General features: G+C 56.1%; 12 protein-coding genes. 6 read left to right on the forward strand and 6 right to left on the reverse strand.

Features of this window, described 5'->3' with window-relative positions; all coding sequences use genetic code 11:
• The first annotated feature begins 603 nt into the window (after positions 1–603).
• Both SH248x_RS11875 and SH248x_RS11880 read left to right on the forward strand, forming a co-directional pair.
• The gene (locus tag SH248x_RS11875) at positions 604–1437 is read left to right on the forward strand and encodes a uroporphyrinogen-III synthase (protein WP_459554487.1); all 834 of its coding nucleotides are present in this window, start codon (positions 604–606) and stop codon (positions 1435–1437) included.
• A gap of 105 nt (positions 1438–1542) precedes the next feature.
• On the forward strand, positions 1543–2226 hold the full coding sequence (locus SH248x_RS11880) for a DUF1579 domain-containing protein (protein ID WP_459554488.1): 684 nt from the start codon (positions 1543–1545) through the stop codon (positions 2224–2226).
• Between the two features lie 45 nt (positions 2227–2271).
• Here SH248x_RS11880 and SH248x_RS11885 read toward each other — a convergent pair whose 3' ends face one another.
• The 6 genes from SH248x_RS11885 to SH248x_RS11910 form a co-directional block, all read right to left on the reverse strand.
• Entirely contained in the window at positions 2272–3537 is a 1266-nt protein-coding gene (locus SH248x_RS11885; RefSeq protein WP_459554489.1) for a CCA tRNA nucleotidyltransferase, read from the reverse strand.
• Positions 3538–3681: 144 nt separating this feature from the next.
• Positions 3682–4629 (reverse strand): rhomboid family intramembrane serine protease, encoded by a 948-nt coding sequence (locus tag SH248x_RS11890; RefSeq protein ID WP_459554490.1) that lies wholly within the window; start codon positions 4627–4629, stop codon positions 3682–3684.
• Between the two features lie 207 nt (positions 4630–4836).
• Positions 4837–6057 (reverse strand): MlaD family protein, encoded by a 1221-nt coding sequence (locus SH248x_RS11895; protein ID WP_459554491.1) that lies wholly within the window; start codon positions 6055–6057, stop codon positions 4837–4839.
• A gap of 251 nt (positions 6058–6308) precedes the next feature.
• A complete protein-coding gene (locus SH248x_RS11900) occupies positions 6309–7109 on the reverse strand; it encodes an ABC transporter ATP-binding protein (RefSeq protein ID WP_459554492.1) in 801 nt (266 codons plus the stop codon).
• Between the two features lie 54 nt (positions 7110–7163).
• Positions 7164–7547 (reverse strand): GxxExxY protein, encoded by a 384-nt coding sequence (locus SH248x_RS11905; RefSeq protein WP_459554493.1) that lies wholly within the window; start codon positions 7545–7547, stop codon positions 7164–7166.
• Positions 7548–7628: 81 nt separating this feature from the next.
• Complete coding sequence (locus tag SH248x_RS11910; RefSeq protein WP_459554494.1) at positions 7629–8468, reverse strand: MlaE family ABC transporter permease; 840 nt, start codon at positions 8466–8468, stop codon at positions 7629–7631.
• Positions 8469–8986: 518 nt separating this feature from the next.
• On the opposite strand from SH248x_RS11910, the gene SH248x_RS11915 reads away from it, so the two are divergent.
• The 4 genes from SH248x_RS11915 to SH248x_RS11930 all read left to right on the forward strand — a co-directional run bounded on the left by SH248x_RS11915 (position 8987) and on the right by SH248x_RS11930 (position 19173).
• On the forward strand, positions 8987–14611 hold the full coding sequence (locus SH248x_RS11915) for a DEAD/DEAH box helicase (protein WP_459554495.1): 5625 nt from the start codon (positions 8987–8989) through the stop codon (positions 14609–14611).
• Between the two features lie 48 nt (positions 14612–14659).
• Positions 14660–15934, forward strand: a complete 1275-nt coding sequence (locus SH248x_RS11920; protein ID WP_459554496.1) for a tetratricopeptide repeat protein — start codon at positions 14660–14662, stop codon at positions 15932–15934.
• Between the two features lie 384 nt (positions 15935–16318).
• A complete protein-coding gene (locus SH248x_RS11925; protein WP_459554497.1) occupies positions 16319–16975 on the forward strand; it encodes a hypothetical protein in 657 nt (218 codons plus the stop codon).
• Between the two features lie 236 nt (positions 16976–17211).
• Complete coding sequence (locus tag SH248x_RS11930; RefSeq protein ID WP_459554498.1) at positions 17212–19173, forward strand: thioredoxin domain-containing protein; 1962 nt, start codon at positions 17212–17214, stop codon at positions 19171–19173.
• The last annotated feature ends 11 nt before the right edge of the window (positions 19174–19184 follow it).

The following is a 19184-nucleotide window of genomic DNA, read 5'->3' on the forward strand; positions in this document are numbered from 1 at the left end:
GTATCGAGCGAATTGTCATAGACTTGCGCAAATTTCGGCAACTTGCGACTCAATGTGGCACGCACCTTGCAATTCATCCTTTTCGTGAACGAGACTCATCAGAAGTCACCAAAAACACAAACCGAACAACTGATATTCAGGCTGGGATGTGTGGACTGACTGGGGGTATGGCCGGTGATATCTTCGTGGGATATTCCGGGCGAGCGCCCATACCCTTCAGTCATCCATCCACACGCTGACAAAAACAGCACAACGCCTAATGCTTAAGCACACCAGTGCACCCCGCTTCTGTCCATGCTGGACGACCACTCTCGCCTCTCTTGATTCTCTTCCGCCGTTATTTGTTGCCCCGCTTTGCATCCCTCTCGATCCATATCGTAAGATGAGAGTGATACCAATCCCAATTTAAGCCAGCGCGGTCACAACAGTCGTGCCATGCTCACAGCTTTGGGTGAGCATGCGGCTTCGTTTGACGTTGGAGCCTTCAGAACACGCTTGCTCAAAGCCGCAAGCATGGCACGTTCGGAAGAAGACCCGCTGAGTCATATGGTGATTGATATGACTCGATTTCCTTTCGACTCTCATTACCAGAATTTACCACTCATGACCAAACCTCGCCTCTGCAGCTTTGAGAGCCGTCGTGCTTCAGAGATGCGATCCCTCATCGAACGCCAGGGAGCAGACTGCTTCATCGCTCCCTCCATGCGAGAAATCCCGCGCGAATCCAATCACGAAGCACTGACCTACGGCGAATCTCTGACGTCCGGACAGATCGACATCTCCATCTTCATGACTGGCGTCGGCACCACCGCCCTGCTCGAAGTCCTCGCTCTCAAGTGGCCCCAGGAAACCATCCTCGACGCCTGGCAGAAAACGCTCATCATCGTTCGCGGCCCCAAGCCAGCAGCTGTCCTGAATAAACTTGGCAGCCGCATTGACCACCGCGTCCCCGAGCCGAACACCTGGCGCGACCTCATCGCCCTGATCGACGAAAAGCAGATCGACCTGACAGGCAAATCAGTCGCCGTTCAGGAATACGGCAAGCCCAGCACAGAAATGTATGCTGCCTTGAAAGATCGTGGAGCAACACTCACCACCGTCCCGGTTTACCGCTGGGATCTGCCGGAGAACATTGAGCCACTCAAAGCCGCCATTCAAGGTACCATGAACGGCGAGTACGATGCGCTCCTCTTCACGAGCGCGCAGCAAGCCCATCACGTCCTCGAAGTGGCAGATTGCATGGGCGTTCGAGAAGCTTTCCTGCAGGCTGCCCGAAAGACGACCATTGCGTCTATCGGTCCCACCTGCTCAGAAACACTGGTAGAAGTCGGACTACCTGCTTCTTTTGAGCCGGAACACCCCAAGATGGGCCCGCTGGTCAAAGAAACTCTCGCTCGTTTAGTAAAGAAGTTTGAACTTGATGTCGAAACCGCGTAGTCTCAAGCGACAAAACATGTCGTCCCAATGCGCTCGCATTGTCGCCTCCTGATTCTCTCAATCTTTTTTCTCTCAACGATGAGTATCTCTCAAGGAGCAGGTCCCATGAAGTCGTTTCGCCTAGCAGTCACACTTTTCGTTCTCGGTCTACTGGCAGTTCCTGCATTGGCACAGGACAAGCCACCCGTCGATCCATCGACGTTAACGCCGGAGGCGATGAACAAACTCATGGAGGAAGCTGCGAAAACAGTTCCTCAACACAAACTTCTCCAGAGCATGGTCGGCGAATGGACTTGCGAATGCAGCCACACCATGCCCGATGGCAAGAAAGAAGCGTTCAAGGGCAAATCCATCGTTACGTCTCTTCTTGACGGCCGTTTCGTCCAGGAACAATTCACAGCCAATATGATGGGCCAACCCTTCAATGGCATTGGCATGACAGGCTTTGACAAGAACTCTGGCAAATACACCGGCACCTGGGTCGACAACATGAGCACCTCCGTCATGACCACCGAGGGTGTCTACGACGAAGCCACCAAGACAATGACCTCCACCGGCAATGCCCCCTGCCCCCTCGGCATCATGAACATGAAGATGACTCAGAAATACGTCAGCAAAGACGAAATGCTCTTCACGATGAGCATGGCGATGCCTGGCACAGACCAATACCAGGAAGCGATGACGATCCGTTACATGCGGGGCGGAGCTGACCCCACAAGTCGAGAGGTGCAACTGAAACCCAAACCACCCATGAAGCCAATGAAGGCTCGATCAGCACCAGGTTTGTAAGCCTGCAGAGGCAAACAGTCCGCGGAGCGACTTCTCCGCGGATTCTTATTGCACTCTAGAATCGAGAAGTCCAACTGCTTCATCTCGCGTAGTAAGTTTCTCATCCAACTGAAGAGCCCGAACTTCATTCAGTAAGACCGCAAACTGCTTCCCCGGCTTCAAGCCGCGCTGTATCAAATCTGCCCCCGTCAACAGAGGCACAGGATCAAGCACCTCTCTGGGCGTCTTTTCCAGATACTCCCGACAATACGTCGCTTGTGCCGCTACTCCAGAAGACGTCTCTCGAACACGCGTCCACTCGATGAGCATCCCCGCATCGCGATGTGCCAACAACGGCTTGAGCACTCGCAGTGGCAACGTCGATGCTTCGCTTAACTCTGTTCGATGACTCAACAGCCACAGGATTCGCGCCGTCTCCTCATTCGATAGTTTCATCCGACGACAGACCACTTCTCCCCGCTCGATCAACAACCGCTCGTCCCCATCGAACATCGGCTCCAGCAGCATCGCCATCGACAGTTCGAACGAACTCATCTCCAGCAGCGACAGGCTAAGTAACACGCTCCGCCAGACATTCTCATGCTGCATCAAGGTCTGCAACTCGGGCAGCACCTTCGCTAACAACCCGACATTCGTTGCCAGCTCAATCGCGGTTGCTCTCGTTGGATGTTTGAGCATCTTGCGAAACTCATCGGCTATCCGCTCCCAGCTGACAATCAAAATCTGATCCGCCATGCCGCGAATCGCCTGCTGCGTCTCCTCTTCGAGATCGAACCCAAACCGAGCCGTAAACCGCACGGCTCTCAATAAACGCAGCTTGTCCTCCTCCATCCGACGTGCAGGAACCCCGACCGCCCGAATGACTCTCTTCTCAAGATCGACCTGCCCGCCGACATAGTCATGCACCGTCCGGGCGAGCGGATCATAAAACATCGCATTGATCGTAAAATCCCTGCGCTGGGCATCCTCTTCCGGCGTGCAGAATTCCACGCGATCAGGTCGACGACCGTCCGTGTATTCCCCTTCACGACGAAACGTCGCAACCTCCACCTGAATCGGCTTTTCTCCATTCGATTGCCGAGGGCCGACAACAATGATCACCCCAAAACTCGCACCGACTGCAACCGTCTGCTTGAACCCGAATAACTCCCTCACCTGCTCAGGCGTCGCCGTCGTCGCGACGTCATAATCACTCGGCTCATTCCCCATCAGAAAATCACGCACACACCCGCCCGCCCACAGCGCAACATACCCCGTATCCACCAACCGACGGACGACCTCCTGCGCAAACTCTCGAGCCAGTTTCTGCATAAAATGTAGGGTCCGCTATGCGGACCGTTAATCGACACTCAACTCTAGTTTCGCGTTAATAACCACCGAGAGATCAGGTTGAATCCCCAATCGCTTCGTCTGCGAATTGACGGTCCGCACAGCAGACCCGACAAGGCAATCACCCTACGACTTCTTCTTCCGCTTATATTCTTCCGCCGCCTGATTCATGACGCTGCGTTCTTCATCCGTCAGGCTGGATTCTCCATGCTCTTTAATCTTACGCAGGATCTGATCGACCTGCTCATCCAGTTTGAGCTTGGGACTGGACACCGTCGCTGTCGCGGTTTGGACATCGTCCTCACCATGAAAGACCTTCAGCTTCGAATCCCGCGCCGGCGTCCGGGCCGTCTTCGCATCCGGGAATTGAATCACCGTCCGTGGACGTGGACGCGGCCGTGACGACTTCGAACGTGACTGCGGTATCCAGTCCTCGATCCAACTGATCCAGGGACTGACCCGCCACTGATTCTGGTAGTAGAGAAACCCAAACGCGAATCCGCCCAGGTGAGCGGTATGCGCGACTGAATCCATCGTCTGTCCAGACCTGATCTGGTGAATGAGTGGAAACACATCCGTCGCGACATAAAACGCAGCCAGCGCCCAAACGGGCACAGGAAACATCCCCCAGAAAATATAAATCAGCTGATTTGGGAAATGGCAGGCATAAAGCATCACAGTCGCCATGACGGCCCCCGAGGCACCAATCGCCGGCGTCGCGTCGTGAAAGTAAAGCGAGAAGAACAGGAACATCAGACCGCCCGTCACCGCAGACGTCAGGTAGAACCAGAGAAACTCTCGACTCCCATAAATCTGTTCCAGTTCACGGCCACAGAACCAGAAAAACAGCATATTGAAAAACAGATGCATCAGCGAACCGACATCATGCAGGAAGGCATAGGTCAAAACTCGCCACACCTGGCCGTAATAGATCGTCGAGACAGGATCGAGCGCAAACCAGTCGTCAACAAAGCTACCAACTGGTCTTCCACGACCATCATATTTGGTGAGCATCAACTGCAGCACGAAAACCGCAATGTTCGCGATGATGATCCATTTCACGACATTGGTCATTCCGAAAGTTCCGGAATACCCAAATCCGCCACCGCGCGTTGGTTGGTCACGATAGTAGTCGCGACTGGAAATGCCCATAACTGTTTAGCCGATTGCTGTTGCAAACAAGAAAACGCTGAATTGAACGTTCAATCATATGTGGTTCGACCATTCCCGCCAATACGCAGGTTGCTTCCCGGCAAAAATGTGCGACGATCCCCCAACATTTTACGGCTGGAACCGTGGCAATCCGATCGGCTTTTTCGTCTCATATCCGGTCTCGCGGACCGTTCCATTCGAACTGGCGGGCAAGCCTTCGTTTTCGTCTTTTAGACCCGAACTGCCTCTCAAAGCCCCGCCTACACCCAGAACCTCCGGATGTCGAGCGACCTTATCCGTGAACACGCGAACGTCCCGCAGGATGAAATCGAGCTTCGTCATCAGCACGGCAATCGCAGCCGTCGAGTTGTTCAGATTCGCATACAGCTGGGGATCGGTCGCCAGTCGCTTGAACGTCCCGTCTTCTTCCGCCAGCATCGTCGAGATGACATCCGCATCCTTCAGGACTTCCTGCAGTGTTGTCAGCGAGCTGTTGAATTGAGTCAGTGACTGATCCAGCTTGGTCACCAGTTGCTTTGAATTATCAGCCATCGGTTGCGTGGCATCTTTAACATTGACCAGCCCTGCTTTCATAATGTCGATCGCCATCCGCGTTTCGTTGATCGCCGCCCGCGTATCCGAAACCGTCTGACGAGCCTCCATCACCAGCAGCGGCACCGCCTCCACCGTCTTCTGAATATTGGCGAGCATCTTCGGATCCGCAATGACCGCATTCGCCTGATTGAACGTCGCCTGCGCTGTCCCCAGTGTCGACGTGAGGGCCGCCAGCGCCGTCGCCGTCTTCTCGATCACATCATCCAGGCTCCCCTCTTTCGTCTGCACAAGACGATTGATATTGCCCGCCACTTTCTGCCATTCATCACTCGTCGCGGTCAGGCTTTCAAGAGCCTTCCCGACTTGCTTCTCCATGCGATTGACGATTTCCAGCGGATCACTCGGCGGGCTCCCCGTCAGCAGTTCACCCGGCCGAATTATCTCCGGCGAAATCCCCGGACTGAATTCCACCGCGGCATCCCCCAGAATAGATCGGCTCAGTTGAGGCTTGGAGTCCTTGCGCAACTTACGATCCTGATGAATCTCCAGCATCGCCAGAACGCCACCGCGTCGATCATCCAGGCTGACCTGACTGACCGATCCAATCGGCAGCCCATTCATCCGCACCGGCGTCCCTTTGACCAGTCCCGGCGCATCCTCAAAATGGACCGCGATCGTATACCGCGGCTGGAAATAACGCTGTAACCCGCCGAACTGAAACGTCAGCAGCACAGCAATCGCAGTCGCCCCGAGCACCAGCAACCCGACTCGAAACTGAAGTTGTGTTTCAGACATGGTTCAATTCCTTTTGGCCACCGAAGACCGAGACTGGAACGCAGAGGACGCTGAGTTGAGCAGAGAGCGCAGAGTTTTCAAAGCCAGTCTCAAACGGGCTTCTCCCCGCTGATTGGCTTTCAATTCGCGTCATCGATCTGTCGTTCAATGTCCTCATAGCCAGTCGTTCTCAATGTCTACTTAATTCAATAAAATTCTGACTCTGTTACCTCTGCACCCCTCCGCGAACTCTGCGCTCCAGTCTTATCCGGTCACGCCGCGAACAGCTCCTCGATCCGCTTCGACGCATCTCCATGCACGAAGCTCGAGACCCGAAGATCTTCCGACGCAAACGCTTCTTCCGGCGTCCCCTCAAAAATGATCTGAGGCTCCCCCGGCTTGAGTCGCGATAACGGATACAGCATCACCACACGATCCGCGACTTTGCGAACAGTCGACATCTCATGCGTGACTACAATGCTCGTCACTTTGTTCTTATCACGTGTCTGCAAAATGAGTTCATTGATGACGTCCGTCATGATCGGGTCCAGACCCGTCGTCGGCTCGTCATACAAAATGACCTCCGGCATAAGTGCAAGCGCCCGCGCCAACGCAATCCGCTTCCTCATCCCGCCCGAGAGCTCCGAAGGCATCTTCTTACAGACCTCCGGACGAAGTCCAATATCATGAATCCGCTGATAAACGATCTCTTTGATCTTCTCGTCCGGCAGACTCGAATTCTGCTTCAACCCAAACGCGACATTGTCATAAACCGTCAACGAATCAAACAGCGCCCCACTCTGAAACAGATACCCAATCCGCAACCGCTCCTGCGATCGTTCGAGTTCGGACATCGTCTCGACATCAACACCATTCCAGAACACCGTCCCAACACTCGGCTTCATCAACCCCGCCATCATCTTCGTCGTCAACGACTTCCCACACCCACTCTCCCCAATCAAAACGACAGTCTCCCCCGGACAAACCGAGATCGAAATATCGCGCAAAATCATCGACTTCCCAAACCCCTTGGAAATCTGCTGAAGCTCAATGATGGGTGCGATGTTGGACATAAAGAATTTGTTGGAACGCAGAGATAACAGAGTGGAGCAGAGGTCGCAGAGTTTCTAGGACTGATATTTGTTGACGATTCGTTTGATTCCGTCTTTCAATAAGGTCACGTTGAAGTTGATGAGAAGCCCGACCCTTTTGTCACTCAATTTGAGATATGAAAGTAACTGGGCTTCGTGCACTGGATGAATCTTCTCGACGGCTTTCAGTTCTACGATCACGGTCTCTTCGACAATAACATCCAATCGATAACCTTCTTCGATGGTGATTCCGTCATACACAACCGGAACATAAATATTGTCTCGAACCTGAAGTCCGAGTTTGGTCAACTCATGAATCAAACAGGTCTGGTAAGTCGACTCCAGCAGCCCAGGCCCTAACACCCGATGCACTTTAATCGAACACTCAATAATCCTCTCCGTAATCTCATTCACTTCCATCTCATTCTCCTCCGCGACCTCCGCTCCCCTCCGCGATCTCTGCGTTCCAACATCTCTTCTCTCTTCTTACAGGAATGAAGCCTAAATAAAAGAAGACTGATGCCCGAACAACAGCAGATAAAGCTCAGACAGAAAGACCCCGGCGAGGAAATCGATCATGAGAATCAGGACAAACGAGTAGACGAAACTTTCCGTCGCAGCCTTGCCGACCCCTTCTGCCCCCGCATCGCTGTGAAAGCCGCGGTGACAGGCGACGATGGCAATCGAGCCGCCGAAGAAAATGCTCTTGAAGACGCCCGTGAAGACGTCCCACAAGCCGATGTAGGTGTAGGAGTGATGCCAGTAGTGGAAACTGTTGATCCCCAGGACATGCGTCGAGAACTGCCAGCCCGCGAGGATCCCCATCCCGTCCGCCACCAGCGTCAGGGCAGGAATCAGCGTCACACACGCCAGGAACCGCGGCACAACCAGATAATGAACCGGGTTCGCCCCGAGTGCCGTTAACGCATCGATCTGCTCAGTCACGCGCATCGTCCCGAGTTCCGCAGCGATCGCACTACCAACCCGCCCCGCGAGCATGGTTGCCGCGAGAACAGGACCAAGCTCTTTGAGCAGCGAAATATTGACGATGGACCCAATCCGGGTCTCGATCCCCATGACACGCAATTGGTCATAGGTTTGAACTGCGAGCACCATGCCAATGAATGCCCCCGTCACAATAATGACCGGCAGACTCTGCACCCCGATCCGGTACATGTTGGTCCACAGCACCCCGGGAGGAATTCCACGCAGGAAAAACCACTGCAACATCCCCAGCGAGAAGATCGCCAGATCTCCCACGCCACAAACCAGCTTGAGAGTCGTTTCTCCCAGCCAGTGAATCGGGGTCTTACAAGTTGGCAACGCAGCCGACGACATCATGTCTCCCAGGCGAGCGGGGGGTATGAACCCCCTGTGTCTTCAATTCAAAAACACGTTTTCATGCCCGCTCAAACGCCCAATCCTTGAGGCGCAAAAGTCCTACGGACATCGAATTTCGATCGCACCCTATCAGAAACCCCTTGATCGCGACGAGACCAATTCCCCATTTCCCCAGACTCCCCTGTGAACACTCGTCACGATTTTGTAAAATCGACAATTCTCTCCCGCGACAGATTCACAGACATTCCCGTGCTCCCGGAGCACAGACATTCCCGTCTGTGCAGTAAACGGCACCCCAGGCCTCACGCCCGTGCCCGCCAAGGACCAGGCCCATGATCTCCAAGACTCCCCAAAAGCACTCGAGTGCCACTGGCTCCGCCAGTGCCGATCCCACATTGCATCCCCACACCAACGTATCGACTCCCCTCCCCTCCCCGTGCCATGCTTGCGGCTCCGAGCAAGCATGCAGCTGCGCACAAGAAAATCAAACGCCACTCGACCCTCAACCGCGCCCTCACATGCTCACCCAAAACTGTGAGCATCGCACACCATCTTCCCCCCTAGCGCCTAACGCCCAACGCCTAGCGCCTTCTCCCCCAAGCCCCCTCTCCCCCTTCCACCCCATCATCCAATCCTGGTTCACCTCCCGCTTCGCTGGCCCGACCGACCCGCAAATCCAAAGCTGGCCCCTGATCGCTGCTCGTGAGAGCGTTCTCGTCGCCGCCCCGACCGGCTCCGGAAAAACCCTCACCGCCTTCCTCGCGCTCATCGACCGACTCCTCCGCGCTCAACTGGAAGGCACCCTCGAATCTCACCTGCAGATCGTCTACATCTCGCCCCTCCGCGCGCTGTCCAACGACATGCACAAAAACCTGATCCGCCCCCTCGAAGAAATCACCCAGACCGCCAAAGACCTCGGCTACAACCTCAAGCCCATCACCATCGGCCTCCGCACCGGCGACACCTCCTCGCATGAACGGACCAAGCTGACGAAGAAGCCACCCCACATCCTCGTCACCACTCCCGAATCCCTCTTCCTCATGCTCACGTCCGAGCAGAGCCGAAAGAACATGCGCCACGTCGAAACCGTCATCGTCGACGAAATCCACGCCCTCACCAAAGACAAACGAGGCAGCCACCTCGCCCTCACCCTCGAACGCCTCGAACACCTCACCGACACCCCCCTCCAACGCATCGGCCTCTCCGCCACCCAAAAACCCTTAGAACGAGTCGCCAGTTTCTTAATGGGCAACCCGACAAGTCGACGCCCAAAAGTCGTCACGCGTCGTTCGCCAAATCAACGCACGCTCTTCGATCAAGCAGAGGAAATTGGAAATTCAAAATTAGAAACGAACCGGGAGGGCGAGGCTCCGTCCGAGCCGCTACGTGACCTTGCAACCTCCCCCGCGCAATTCGACGCCCACTCCCCGTGCCATGCTTGCGGCTCCGAGCAAGCATGCAACTGCGCACAAGAGAGCCTAGCATCTCTTGAACCTCAACCTCGCACTCACATGCTCACCCAAAGCTGTGAGCATGGCACAAAATCAATCTCACAAACCCCTTCTTCTGACCCTAGCGCCCAGCGCCTAACGTCTAGCGCCTGCTCCATCATCAACATCGGCCATCAGCGAACCCTCGATCTGCAGATCTTCACCCCCAAGTCCGAACTGTCCGCCGTCTGCTCCAACGACCAGTGGGCCGAGTGCTACGAACAGATCGTCGACCTCGTCAACTCACACCGCAGCACACTCATCTTCGTCAACACCCGACGCATGGCCGAACGCATCAGCCACCAGCTGACCGTGATGCTCGGCGAAGACGCCGTCAGTTCACACCACGGCTCCCTCTCCTACGAAATCCGACACTCCGCCGAACAGCGTCTCAAGGCCGGTCAACTCAAAGCCGTCGTCGCGACGTCGTCCCTGGAAATGGGGATCGACATCGGCTACATAGACCTCGTCATCCAGATCGGCTCCCCCCGCGCGATCGCCTCCTTCCTGCAGCGCATCGGCCGTTCCGGTCACGCCCTGGGACTGGTCCCGAAAGGACGCCTCCTCGCCCTCACGCGCGATGAACTCATCGAAGCGATGGCCCTCATCCGAGCCGTCCGCACTGGCAAGCTCGACTCCATCCAGATCCGCAACAAACCCCTCGACGTCCTCCAGCAACAGATCGTCGCCGAAGTCTCGACCAGCGAATGGAACACCGACGAACTCTTCAACCTCTGTCGCTCCGCTGATTCCTATAAAGACCTCACGCGCGAAGAATTCGACAACATCATCAAGATCCTCAGCGAAGGGCTCACCGAAGATGCCGGCCGCTCACAGACGTTCCTCCACCACGATCACGTCAACAAGAAACTCCGCGCCCGCAAAGCCGCAAGGCTCATCGCCATCAACAACGCCGGCGCCATCCCCGAAATCGGCTCCTATCGAGTCGTCGTTGACGAAGGGGACGGCAAAGTCGTCGTCGGCTCCGTCGATGAAGATTTCGCCGTCGAAAGCATGGCGGGCGACATCTTCCTCCTGGGCAACACCAGCTGGCGCATCCAGGGCCTGCGAGGCAACGACCTCGTCGTCGCCGACGCCAAAGGCCAACCCCCTTCCATCCCCTTCTGGCGAGGCGAAGCCCCCGGCCGCACCCTCGAACTCTCCGAAGAAGTCTCCTCCCTACGCGAAGACCTCGAACAACGCATCATCGAAGTCATGAGATCGGGTGGCCCATCCGTTCGACAAGAACGGTTGGGTGAGCAAAGCTCACAAGAAGCGTCACCATACGCGCCCAATTTTTCCTCAGTTGTCGTGTCCTCAACTCTGACTTCCCCGTGCCATGCTTGCGGCTCCGAGCAAGCATGCAACTGTGCACAACAGAATCAAACGTCACTCGACCCTCAACCGCGCGCTCACATGCTCACCCAAAGCTGTGAGCATGGCACACAATCTTCCCCCCTAGCGCCTAACGCCCAACGCCTAGCGCCTTCTCCCGCAAGCCCTAAACCCCAAGCCCTAAGCCCTCTCTCCTTCGCCACCCTCGCCGACGACCTCTCCCTCGAATGCGGCGCCACCCCCGACCTCTCCCTCCAGGCCCTCCACTACATTGCCGCTCAACATGCCTCCCTCGGCGTCGTCCCTTCACAAAAACGCATCGTCTTCGAACGTTTCTTCGACGAATCGGGCGGAATGCAGATCGTCGTCCACGCCCCCTTCGGCGGTCGCATCACCCGAGGCTGGGGGCTCGCGATGCGCAAACGCTTCTGCCGCTCGTTCGATTTCGAACTCCAGGCAACCGCCGACGACGATGGCTTCATCCTCACCCTCGGCCCTCAGCACAGCTTCCCGCTCGAATCCCTGTTCCCGATGCTGACCCCCGCCAACGTCTACAACATGCTGGAACAAGCCGTCATCTACGTCCCGACCTTTCAGGTCCGCTGGCGCTGGATCGTCGCCAACAGCCTGCTCGTCGAACGTCGACGCAACGGCAAGAAAGTCCCACCATCACTCCAGCGCTTCCGCGCCGATGACCTCCTGACGTCAGTCTTCCCCAAGCTCACAGGCTGCCAGGAAGAACACACCGGCGATCACGAAATTCCCGACCACCCGCTCGTCAAACAGACGATGCAGGACTGCATGGAAGAAGCCTTCGACCTCCCCGGCATCATCGAGGTCCTCCGCAAAATCGAGTCGGGCGAAATCACTATGATCGCCCGAGACACCCGCGAGCCCTCCCCCTTCAGCTATGAACTCCTCAACGCCAACCCCTACGCCTTCCTCGACGGCGGCGAGATCCAGGACCGTCGTGCCCGCGCCGTCCAACAACGCCGCACCTTCGACCCCGACTCGATGACCGACCTGACTACCCTCGACCCCCTCGCCATCCAAACCGTCATCACCGAAGCCCAACCCAAAATAAGAAACGAAGACGAACTCCACGACCTCCTCTTAGGAAGAATCGCCGTCCCCCTGGAAGAACTCACCCCCTGGAAACCCTTCATCACCTCCCTCATCAATTCCAGCCGAGCAACCATCGCCACTCTTCTCCCCCGGGAGGGCGAGGCTCCGCCCGAGCCGCTGCGTGACCTTGCAACCTCCCCCGCGCAATTCGACGCCCACTCCCCGTGCCATGCTTGCGGCTCCGAGCAAGCATGCAGCTGCGCACAAGAAAATCAAACGTCATTACAACCTCAACCGCGCACTCACATGCTCACCCAAAGCTGTGAGCATGGCACACCATCTTCCCCCCTAGCGCCTAGCGCCCAACGCCTAGCGCCTCCCCGCTTCCTCACCCCCGCCGAACGCCTCCCCGCCTTCCTCGCGATCCACCCCAACGCCACCATCAACCCGCCACTCACCATCCCGCCCACCGTCAAACAAGACTGGGACCCCCTCGCCGCCAAACTCGCCATGATCCGCGGCCTCATGGAACTCGCAGGCCCCCTCACCGCCGAAGAAGTCGCCCTCCGCTGCCACCTCCGCCCCGAACAAACCTTCGCCTGCCTAGAAGCCCTCGAAGGCGAAGGTATCATCATCCGCGGCCGCTTCCGAAATCCACTCCCCCGGGAGGGCGAGGCTCCGCCCGAGCCGCTTCGTGGCCTTGCAACCTCCCCCGCGCAATTCGACTCCCATTCCCCGTGCCATGCTTGCGGCTCCGAGCAAGCATGCAGCTGCGCACAGGAAAATCAAACGCCACTCGATTCTCAACCGCGCACAAACATGCTCACTCAAAGCTGTGAGCATGGCACGACTTCCCCCCTAGCGCCGGGTGCCACTGGCTATGCCAGTGCCGAACACTCATTGCATCCACACACCAACGAATCGACCTCCCCTTCTTCCAACGAATTCCGAATTCCGAATTCCGAATTACCATCCCCCCCCGACTGGTGCCACCGACGCCTCCTCGCCCGTATCCACCGACTCACCGTCGACGGTCTCCGTCAACAAATCGAACCCGTCAGCGTCCCCACCTTCATCCGCTACCTCACCCGCCACCAGGGCCTCCTCCCCGGCTACCACAAACAACACGCCAACGGCCTCTTCGAAACCATCGCCCAACTGCAGGGGATCGACATCCAGGCCGCCGCGTGGGAACCGGAAGTCCTCACATCCCGTGTCGAAGGCTACAAGCGCGAATGGCTCGACGAACTCTGCTTCACCGGCGAAGTCAGCTGGGCCCGCCTCTTCCCCCCCAACCACACGGAACGCAAAGCCCGTCCGATGGCCGCGATCTCCAAGTTCGCCCCCATCAGCCTCTTCCTGCGTGAAGACCTCCCCTGGCTCTGCACCGCCGCCCCCGAGAGAGACACCGACGACCTCACCTCCCCCGCCCAACAAGCCGTCGAACTCCTCACCGAAAAAGGGGCCAGCTTCGCGACCGACCTCCAGTCCACCATGCAACTCCTCCCCTCACAAATGACCGAATGCCTGGGCGAACTCGTATCGAGAGGCATCGTCACCTCCGACGGCTTCTCCGGCCTGCGAGGCCTCATCGGCCAACTCACGTCCGACGACAACAAGAAGCTTCCCAAGGTCGTCCGCCAACGCCAACGACACATCTCCGGCTCCACCGGCCGCTGGTCATTGTTAACGCTCGACTGCAACGAAGGCTGGGCACCCACCACCCTCGAACAATGGGCCTGGCAGCTCCTGCGGCGCTGGGGCGTCATCTTCAAAGACCTCCTCCAACGCGAACAAGGCGCCCCACCCTGGTGGCAACTCGTCTCCACCTACCGGCGCATGGAAGCCCGCGGCGAAATCCGCGGCGGACGCTTCATCAAAGGGGTCGCCGGCGAACAATTCGCCCTCCCCGACGCCGTCACCCGCTTAAGAGAAATCCGCGACGAAATGTCACCCACCCCCGAGCTCATCACCCTCTCTGCAGCCGACCCCTTAAACCTCGTCGGCATCCTCGACGACCACCCCCGCCTCCCCGCCACCACCAACAACAAACTCGCCTACCTCGACGGCACCCTCGCCGCCTCACTGGTTGCAGGCGAGTTCCAGCTTCACAAACAACTCGACAAAGAAACCGAACACTTCCTCAGACTCACCCTCGGCTCAACCCCCAGCAACCAATGCAACACCGCGAGTCCGCAGGTGATGGAGACGTTGAAGCAAAAGGCGTCCGTGCCGCGGATGGTGAGTTGGTAGTGTCGCGAAATACAGAAGAACTTGCCGCCTATAGTCGGAGTGTTTCAAATGAAAGCTTATTCCTGCATGGTTTGGTTATTCACAACAGGACTGTCATGCCTTCTTATTTGCGTCTCGAATAACGCTTTCGCCGCTGAGTTTAAACCCGGCGACCTTGTGATTGTCAGCCAGGACACCAAATTAGTATCGGACGGCAAAGAGATTGGTGACGGATGGCCCGGTCAGCCAGCCGTTGTTCAGGAAGTACAAGCGGGAACATTGAGAATCAATAATGGTCAATTGGGCTGGGTCAACCGAAGTTGCGTGCTGTCTGCAGATCAATCTGCTATCGACTACTTGAACACGCTTCTTGTCAAGCAGCCAGATAATGTAAGACTGATACTCGGACGTGCGTCTACCTGGAACAATCTTGGTCGAACTGATCTCGCTGATAAAGAATGCAGACAGGTGTTAAAGGTAGATCCCGAGAATGCTCAAGCCTATAAGCTGATGGCTGATTTATCGTATGCTACGTTTGAGTTTGAGGAATCGATAGAAGGCTACAACAAGTCACTAAAATATGACCAAAAAAACTCACTGACTTACCAAGCACGAGGCTGGGCGTATTTCAACGAAGGGGAATCTGATCGAGCTCTCTCAGATTTTGACGAAGCATTAAAGCTGGCCCCGGGAACTGCTGAAGCCTTGTCTGGTCGTGGATTGGTCTGGCATGGGAAGCAGGAGTATGAAAAATCCGTCGCTGATTTTTCAGAAGTCATACGTCAACGTCCAGATGGCTCTTCTGCCTATACGAGACGTGGCCATACCTGGCTTGCCTTGAAGGAAAATGAGAAAGCCATCGTCGACTTCAGGAAATCTATTGAACTTGGCGATACTGGCTCGATGCCACATTCACTGCTCGGATCAGCTCTGCTGATACAGCGATCACCCGACGCTCTGGACGCTTTTCTCAAAGCATATGAAGTTGACCCTGAGGCGGGACATGCAGCAATCATGGGCTACCTGTCGGCTCGTATCTTGGATCAACAGATTGATGCTGAACAATTCCGGGAACTTAGCAATAGTGTGGCAGCTGAATGGCCTTACGAATTTGTTCAATACTTGAATGGAAGAATGAAAAAAGCGCAGATGATGAAAACTGCACTCAGCAGTGGCGAGTTGACTCAACTGCACTGCTACCTTGGACTCGAATGTCTAGCCAATAAGAATGACGATGACGCGAAAAAACATTTTGAATGGGTACGGGACCATGGAGTAAAGACGTTCATTGAGTTTACCATTTCAAACTATGAATTATCCCGCATTAAAGCGATAAAAAAGTGATTGGTGCGTTTTTTTATTTCGATGGCGGTATCGTTGTCGATGCAGATCATGCCGACACACTAGCGAAGCTATCCCCCCATCGTTCCTTGAACTCAGCTTCCACGGTAAGAAAAATGACATCCCCGACTCGACCAACAACAAACTCGCCTGACTCGCCGGCACCCTCGCCGCCTCACTAATCGCAAGTGAGTTCCAACCGCACAAACAACTCGACAAAGAAACCGAACACTTCCTCAGACTCACCCTCGGCTCAACCGCGAGCAACCAATGCAACACGGCCAGCCCGCAGGTGATGGAAGCGTTGAAGTAGAAGGCATCAGTGCCGCGGATGGTGAGTTGGTGAGCGAGAGTTTATAACCGCACCTCCACGAAGGAATCTATTAATTGTCTAAAACAACAAAAAACATCTCCGCTCTCTTCATCTCTGTTGCGGCCATCACACTGGGATATGCGTTGTGGTATAGTATTAGCACATTTCTTTACGTTCCTATCGACGTAAGAGTCGTTGTACATCCAGAGGTTGAAGAGTCGGTTGATGTAACCGTTGTAAGAGATAGGCGGACCCATCGGATCATAATCACGGAGCCGCAGGACGTTTGCGGTCACGCGTCTTTTGGAGAGACGTCTGTCGAGAAGCATGCCTCCGGCATTTTTACCCTGGTGATTATTGAAAAAGCAAAGCAAGGGTGGAGATTTCGCTATCCCAAAAAATATAAAGGAGAGTATTCTTTTATCCAGCCAGCTCTGTATTCTGAAGTCAAATCGCCATCGACTGACATTTATTATTCATCAATCGATAAGGGCTCGTTACCCTTATCAAGAGATATCTTAGTTCATGATTTGGTCGTGGTCTATTCGATAACTGGTACCCAGGACTTATATGCCTTCGAAATATCTGGAAAATCACTTCATGTACGAGAAATAAAATGCAGTGCTCTTGCGACATATATTGAGATCCCCAATAATCGCCCGCTGAATTCTTTCGCATATTCTTCCGAGCTGTTTAGTTTTTTAAATACAGTCGCTCTTGAAGAAAAATGACGCAAATCGAAGTTGGAACATTCCTACTCACAAAAACTGCGCATTTAAAGCACCTCTTCACAATACCCTCCTTGACCAAAATCGTTTTCACTACCTTTTTCATCATCGGCTTCTCGCTTCTCGGCAAGTCAGTCTGATTCTCTAATCCCACCTCCCCCCCCGACCTCCTCTTGCCCCCAACACCCCCTTTCCCATAGATTTCCCCCCTCGGATCACCATTTCAAGGAGGAAAGTCCGTGGTTCGGCTGCTCATTCTCATTGCGCTTTTACTCCCTGCCTGGGGCGTCTATTCCGCGACGCGCTCCCATCACGTCGAGCCGCAACCCCCTCAGGCATTCGTTCCCTACGTCCCCACGACCAACAATGTCCCCTGGTCTGTCGAACCAACAACCGCGCAGCCATCTTCCACCGTTTACCTCTTCGTCTCCCTCCACTGCCCCATCAGCAATTACTACACCCCCCTGCTGAACCAGCTGAGTACCAGCTACGCAGGTTACGGCATCAAGTTCATCGGCGTCGTTTCTGACGTCATCGCAACTCCTGAAGAGATCGAACAGCACCGCCGCCGGTTCAAGATCAGCTTCCCGATTCTCTGCGATCACAACAACGAACTGGCCCAGCGATGGGGCGCGACGATCACCCCCCAAGCCGTCGTCATCGACTCGCACAACAGCATCGCCTACTCCGGCCGCATCGATGACCTCTACGCCAGTATCGGGAAAAAGCGCCTCGCACCCACCACGAACGACCTCTCCGACGTACTGGACTCGCTCGCCCGTGGCTTCCCCGTCACCACACCACACAACAAAGCCATCGGCTGCCGCATCGCACAAACGACCAACCGCAGCCATTCCTCCGTCACCTATCACGGTGCCATCGCCGCCATCCTTTACCGCGAATGCGCCAACTGTCACCGCCCCGGCCAGGTCGCCCCCTTCTCTCTTCTCACCTACGAAGACGCCAAACGCCACGCCGACCAGATCGACTTCGCCGTCGAGAAGAAACTCATGCCCCCCTGGCACGCCGCCCCGAACTACGGCCACTTCAAAAACGAACAATTCCTCTCCGACGAAGAGCGCGATCTCATCAAAGACTGGATCACCGCCGGCATGCCTCAAGGCGATCCAGCCACCGGCCCCAGCCCTCCCAAGTTCCGCGACGGCTGGCAACTCGGCACCCCCGACCTCATCCTCGAAATGCCCGAACCCTTCGAAGTCCCCGCAGACGGCCCCGACATCTATCAACACTTCATCCTCCCGACCGGCCTCCTGCAGGACCGCCTCGTGTCCGCGATCGAGTTTCAGCCCGGCGCCGTCGAAGTCGTCCACCACGGCGGCTTCTTCATCGATACCGAGGGACACGCCCGTAAGCTCGACGCAGCCGACCCCTCCCCCGGATACAGCAGCCTCGGCGTCACCGGCTTCCCCTCCAAAGGCTCCCTCGGCAGCTGGGGTCCAGGCCGCATGCCCTCCCGGCTTCCCGCTCACATGGGACGCCCACTCTGGAAAAACTCCGACGTCGTCATGCAGATCCACTATCACCCCGTCGGACGTCCCGTCAAAGACGTCTCACGCCTCGCCATCTACTTCGCCCCACCGACTGCCCACCAGCTCGTCTGCGAAATCATGGTCGCCAACGTCGATCTCGACATCCCCGCCGGCGCCAATCACCATCACCACCGCGCCGAATATATCCTCCCCGTCGACACCACCCTCCTCAACAACAACCCTCACATGCACCTCCTCGGCAAAGCCGCCAAATGCTACGCCATCCTCCCCAATGGCGTCGAAGTCCCCCTGATCCACATCCCCCGTTACGACTTCTACTGGCAGACCGAATACGCCTACCAGGAACCAATCCGCCTCCCCGCCGGCACAAAGATCATCCTCGACTGCTGGTTCGACAACTCCACGGGCAACCCGCTGAACTTCAACTCACCCCCCAAACCGGTCGACTGGGGCGACAACTCCACCGACGAAATGGCCATCTGCTACTTCCGCGTCACCGCCGACACCGTCGAAGACGTCAACAAACTCTACTGGGACAGCTCCCAAACCTTCGGCAAACTCTGGGACCGCTATCAACAAAACAAGGCAAAAAAAGAGCAGCCAGTCTCTTTCCCTTCTCCATCCCATGTCCCTTCTCCCTTGAGGGGAGAAGGTGGCAGCGCTTCGCTGACGGATGAGGGTGGGCGCTAGGCAAGCGTACG

Origin of the sequence: Lacunimicrobium album (genome assembly GCF_052161635.1) — a bacterium.
GTDB lineage: Bacteria > Planctomycetota > Planctomycetia > Planctomycetales > Planctomycetaceae > SXPC01.

What these genes read in the sequence shown, in the direction of transcription:
- SH248x_RS11885 (WP_459554489.1), bottom strand. Translation starts at nt 3,537, where the DNA reads ATGCAGAAACTGGCTCGAGAGTTTGCGCAGGAGGTCGTCCGTCGGTTG.
- SH248x_RS11910 (WP_459554494.1), bottom strand. Translation starts at nt 8,468, where the DNA reads ATGATGTCGTCGGCTGCGTTGCCAACTTGTAAGACCCCGATTCACTGG.
- SH248x_RS11875 (WP_459554487.1), top strand. Translation starts at nt 604, where the DNA reads ATGACCAAACCTCGCCTCTGCAGCTTTGAGAGCCGTCGTGCTTCAGAG.
- SH248x_RS11905 (WP_459554493.1), bottom strand. Translation starts at nt 7,547, where the DNA reads ATGGAAGTGAATGAGATTACGGAGAGGATTATTGAGTGTTCGATTAAA.
- SH248x_RS11915 (WP_459554495.1), top strand. Translation starts at nt 8,987, where the DNA reads ATGCTCACCCAAAACTGTGAGCATCGCACACCATCTTCCCCCCTAGCG.
- SH248x_RS11920 (WP_459554496.1), top strand. Translation starts at nt 14,660, where the DNA reads ATGAAAGCTTATTCCTGCATGGTTTGGTTATTCACAACAGGACTGTCA.
- SH248x_RS11895 (WP_459554491.1), bottom strand. Translation starts at nt 6,057, where the DNA reads ATGTCTGAAACACAACTTCAGTTTCGAGTCGGGTTGCTGGTGCTCGGG.
- SH248x_RS11890 (WP_459554490.1), bottom strand. Translation starts at nt 4,629, where the DNA reads ATGACCAATGTCGTGAAATGGATCATCATCGCGAACATTGCGGTTTTC.
- SH248x_RS11880 (WP_459554488.1), top strand. Translation starts at nt 1,543, where the DNA reads ATGAAGTCGTTTCGCCTAGCAGTCACACTTTTCGTTCTCGGTCTACTG.
- SH248x_RS11900 (WP_459554492.1), bottom strand. Translation starts at nt 7,109, where the DNA reads ATGTCCAACATCGCACCCATCATTGAGCTTCAGCAGATTTCCAAGGGG.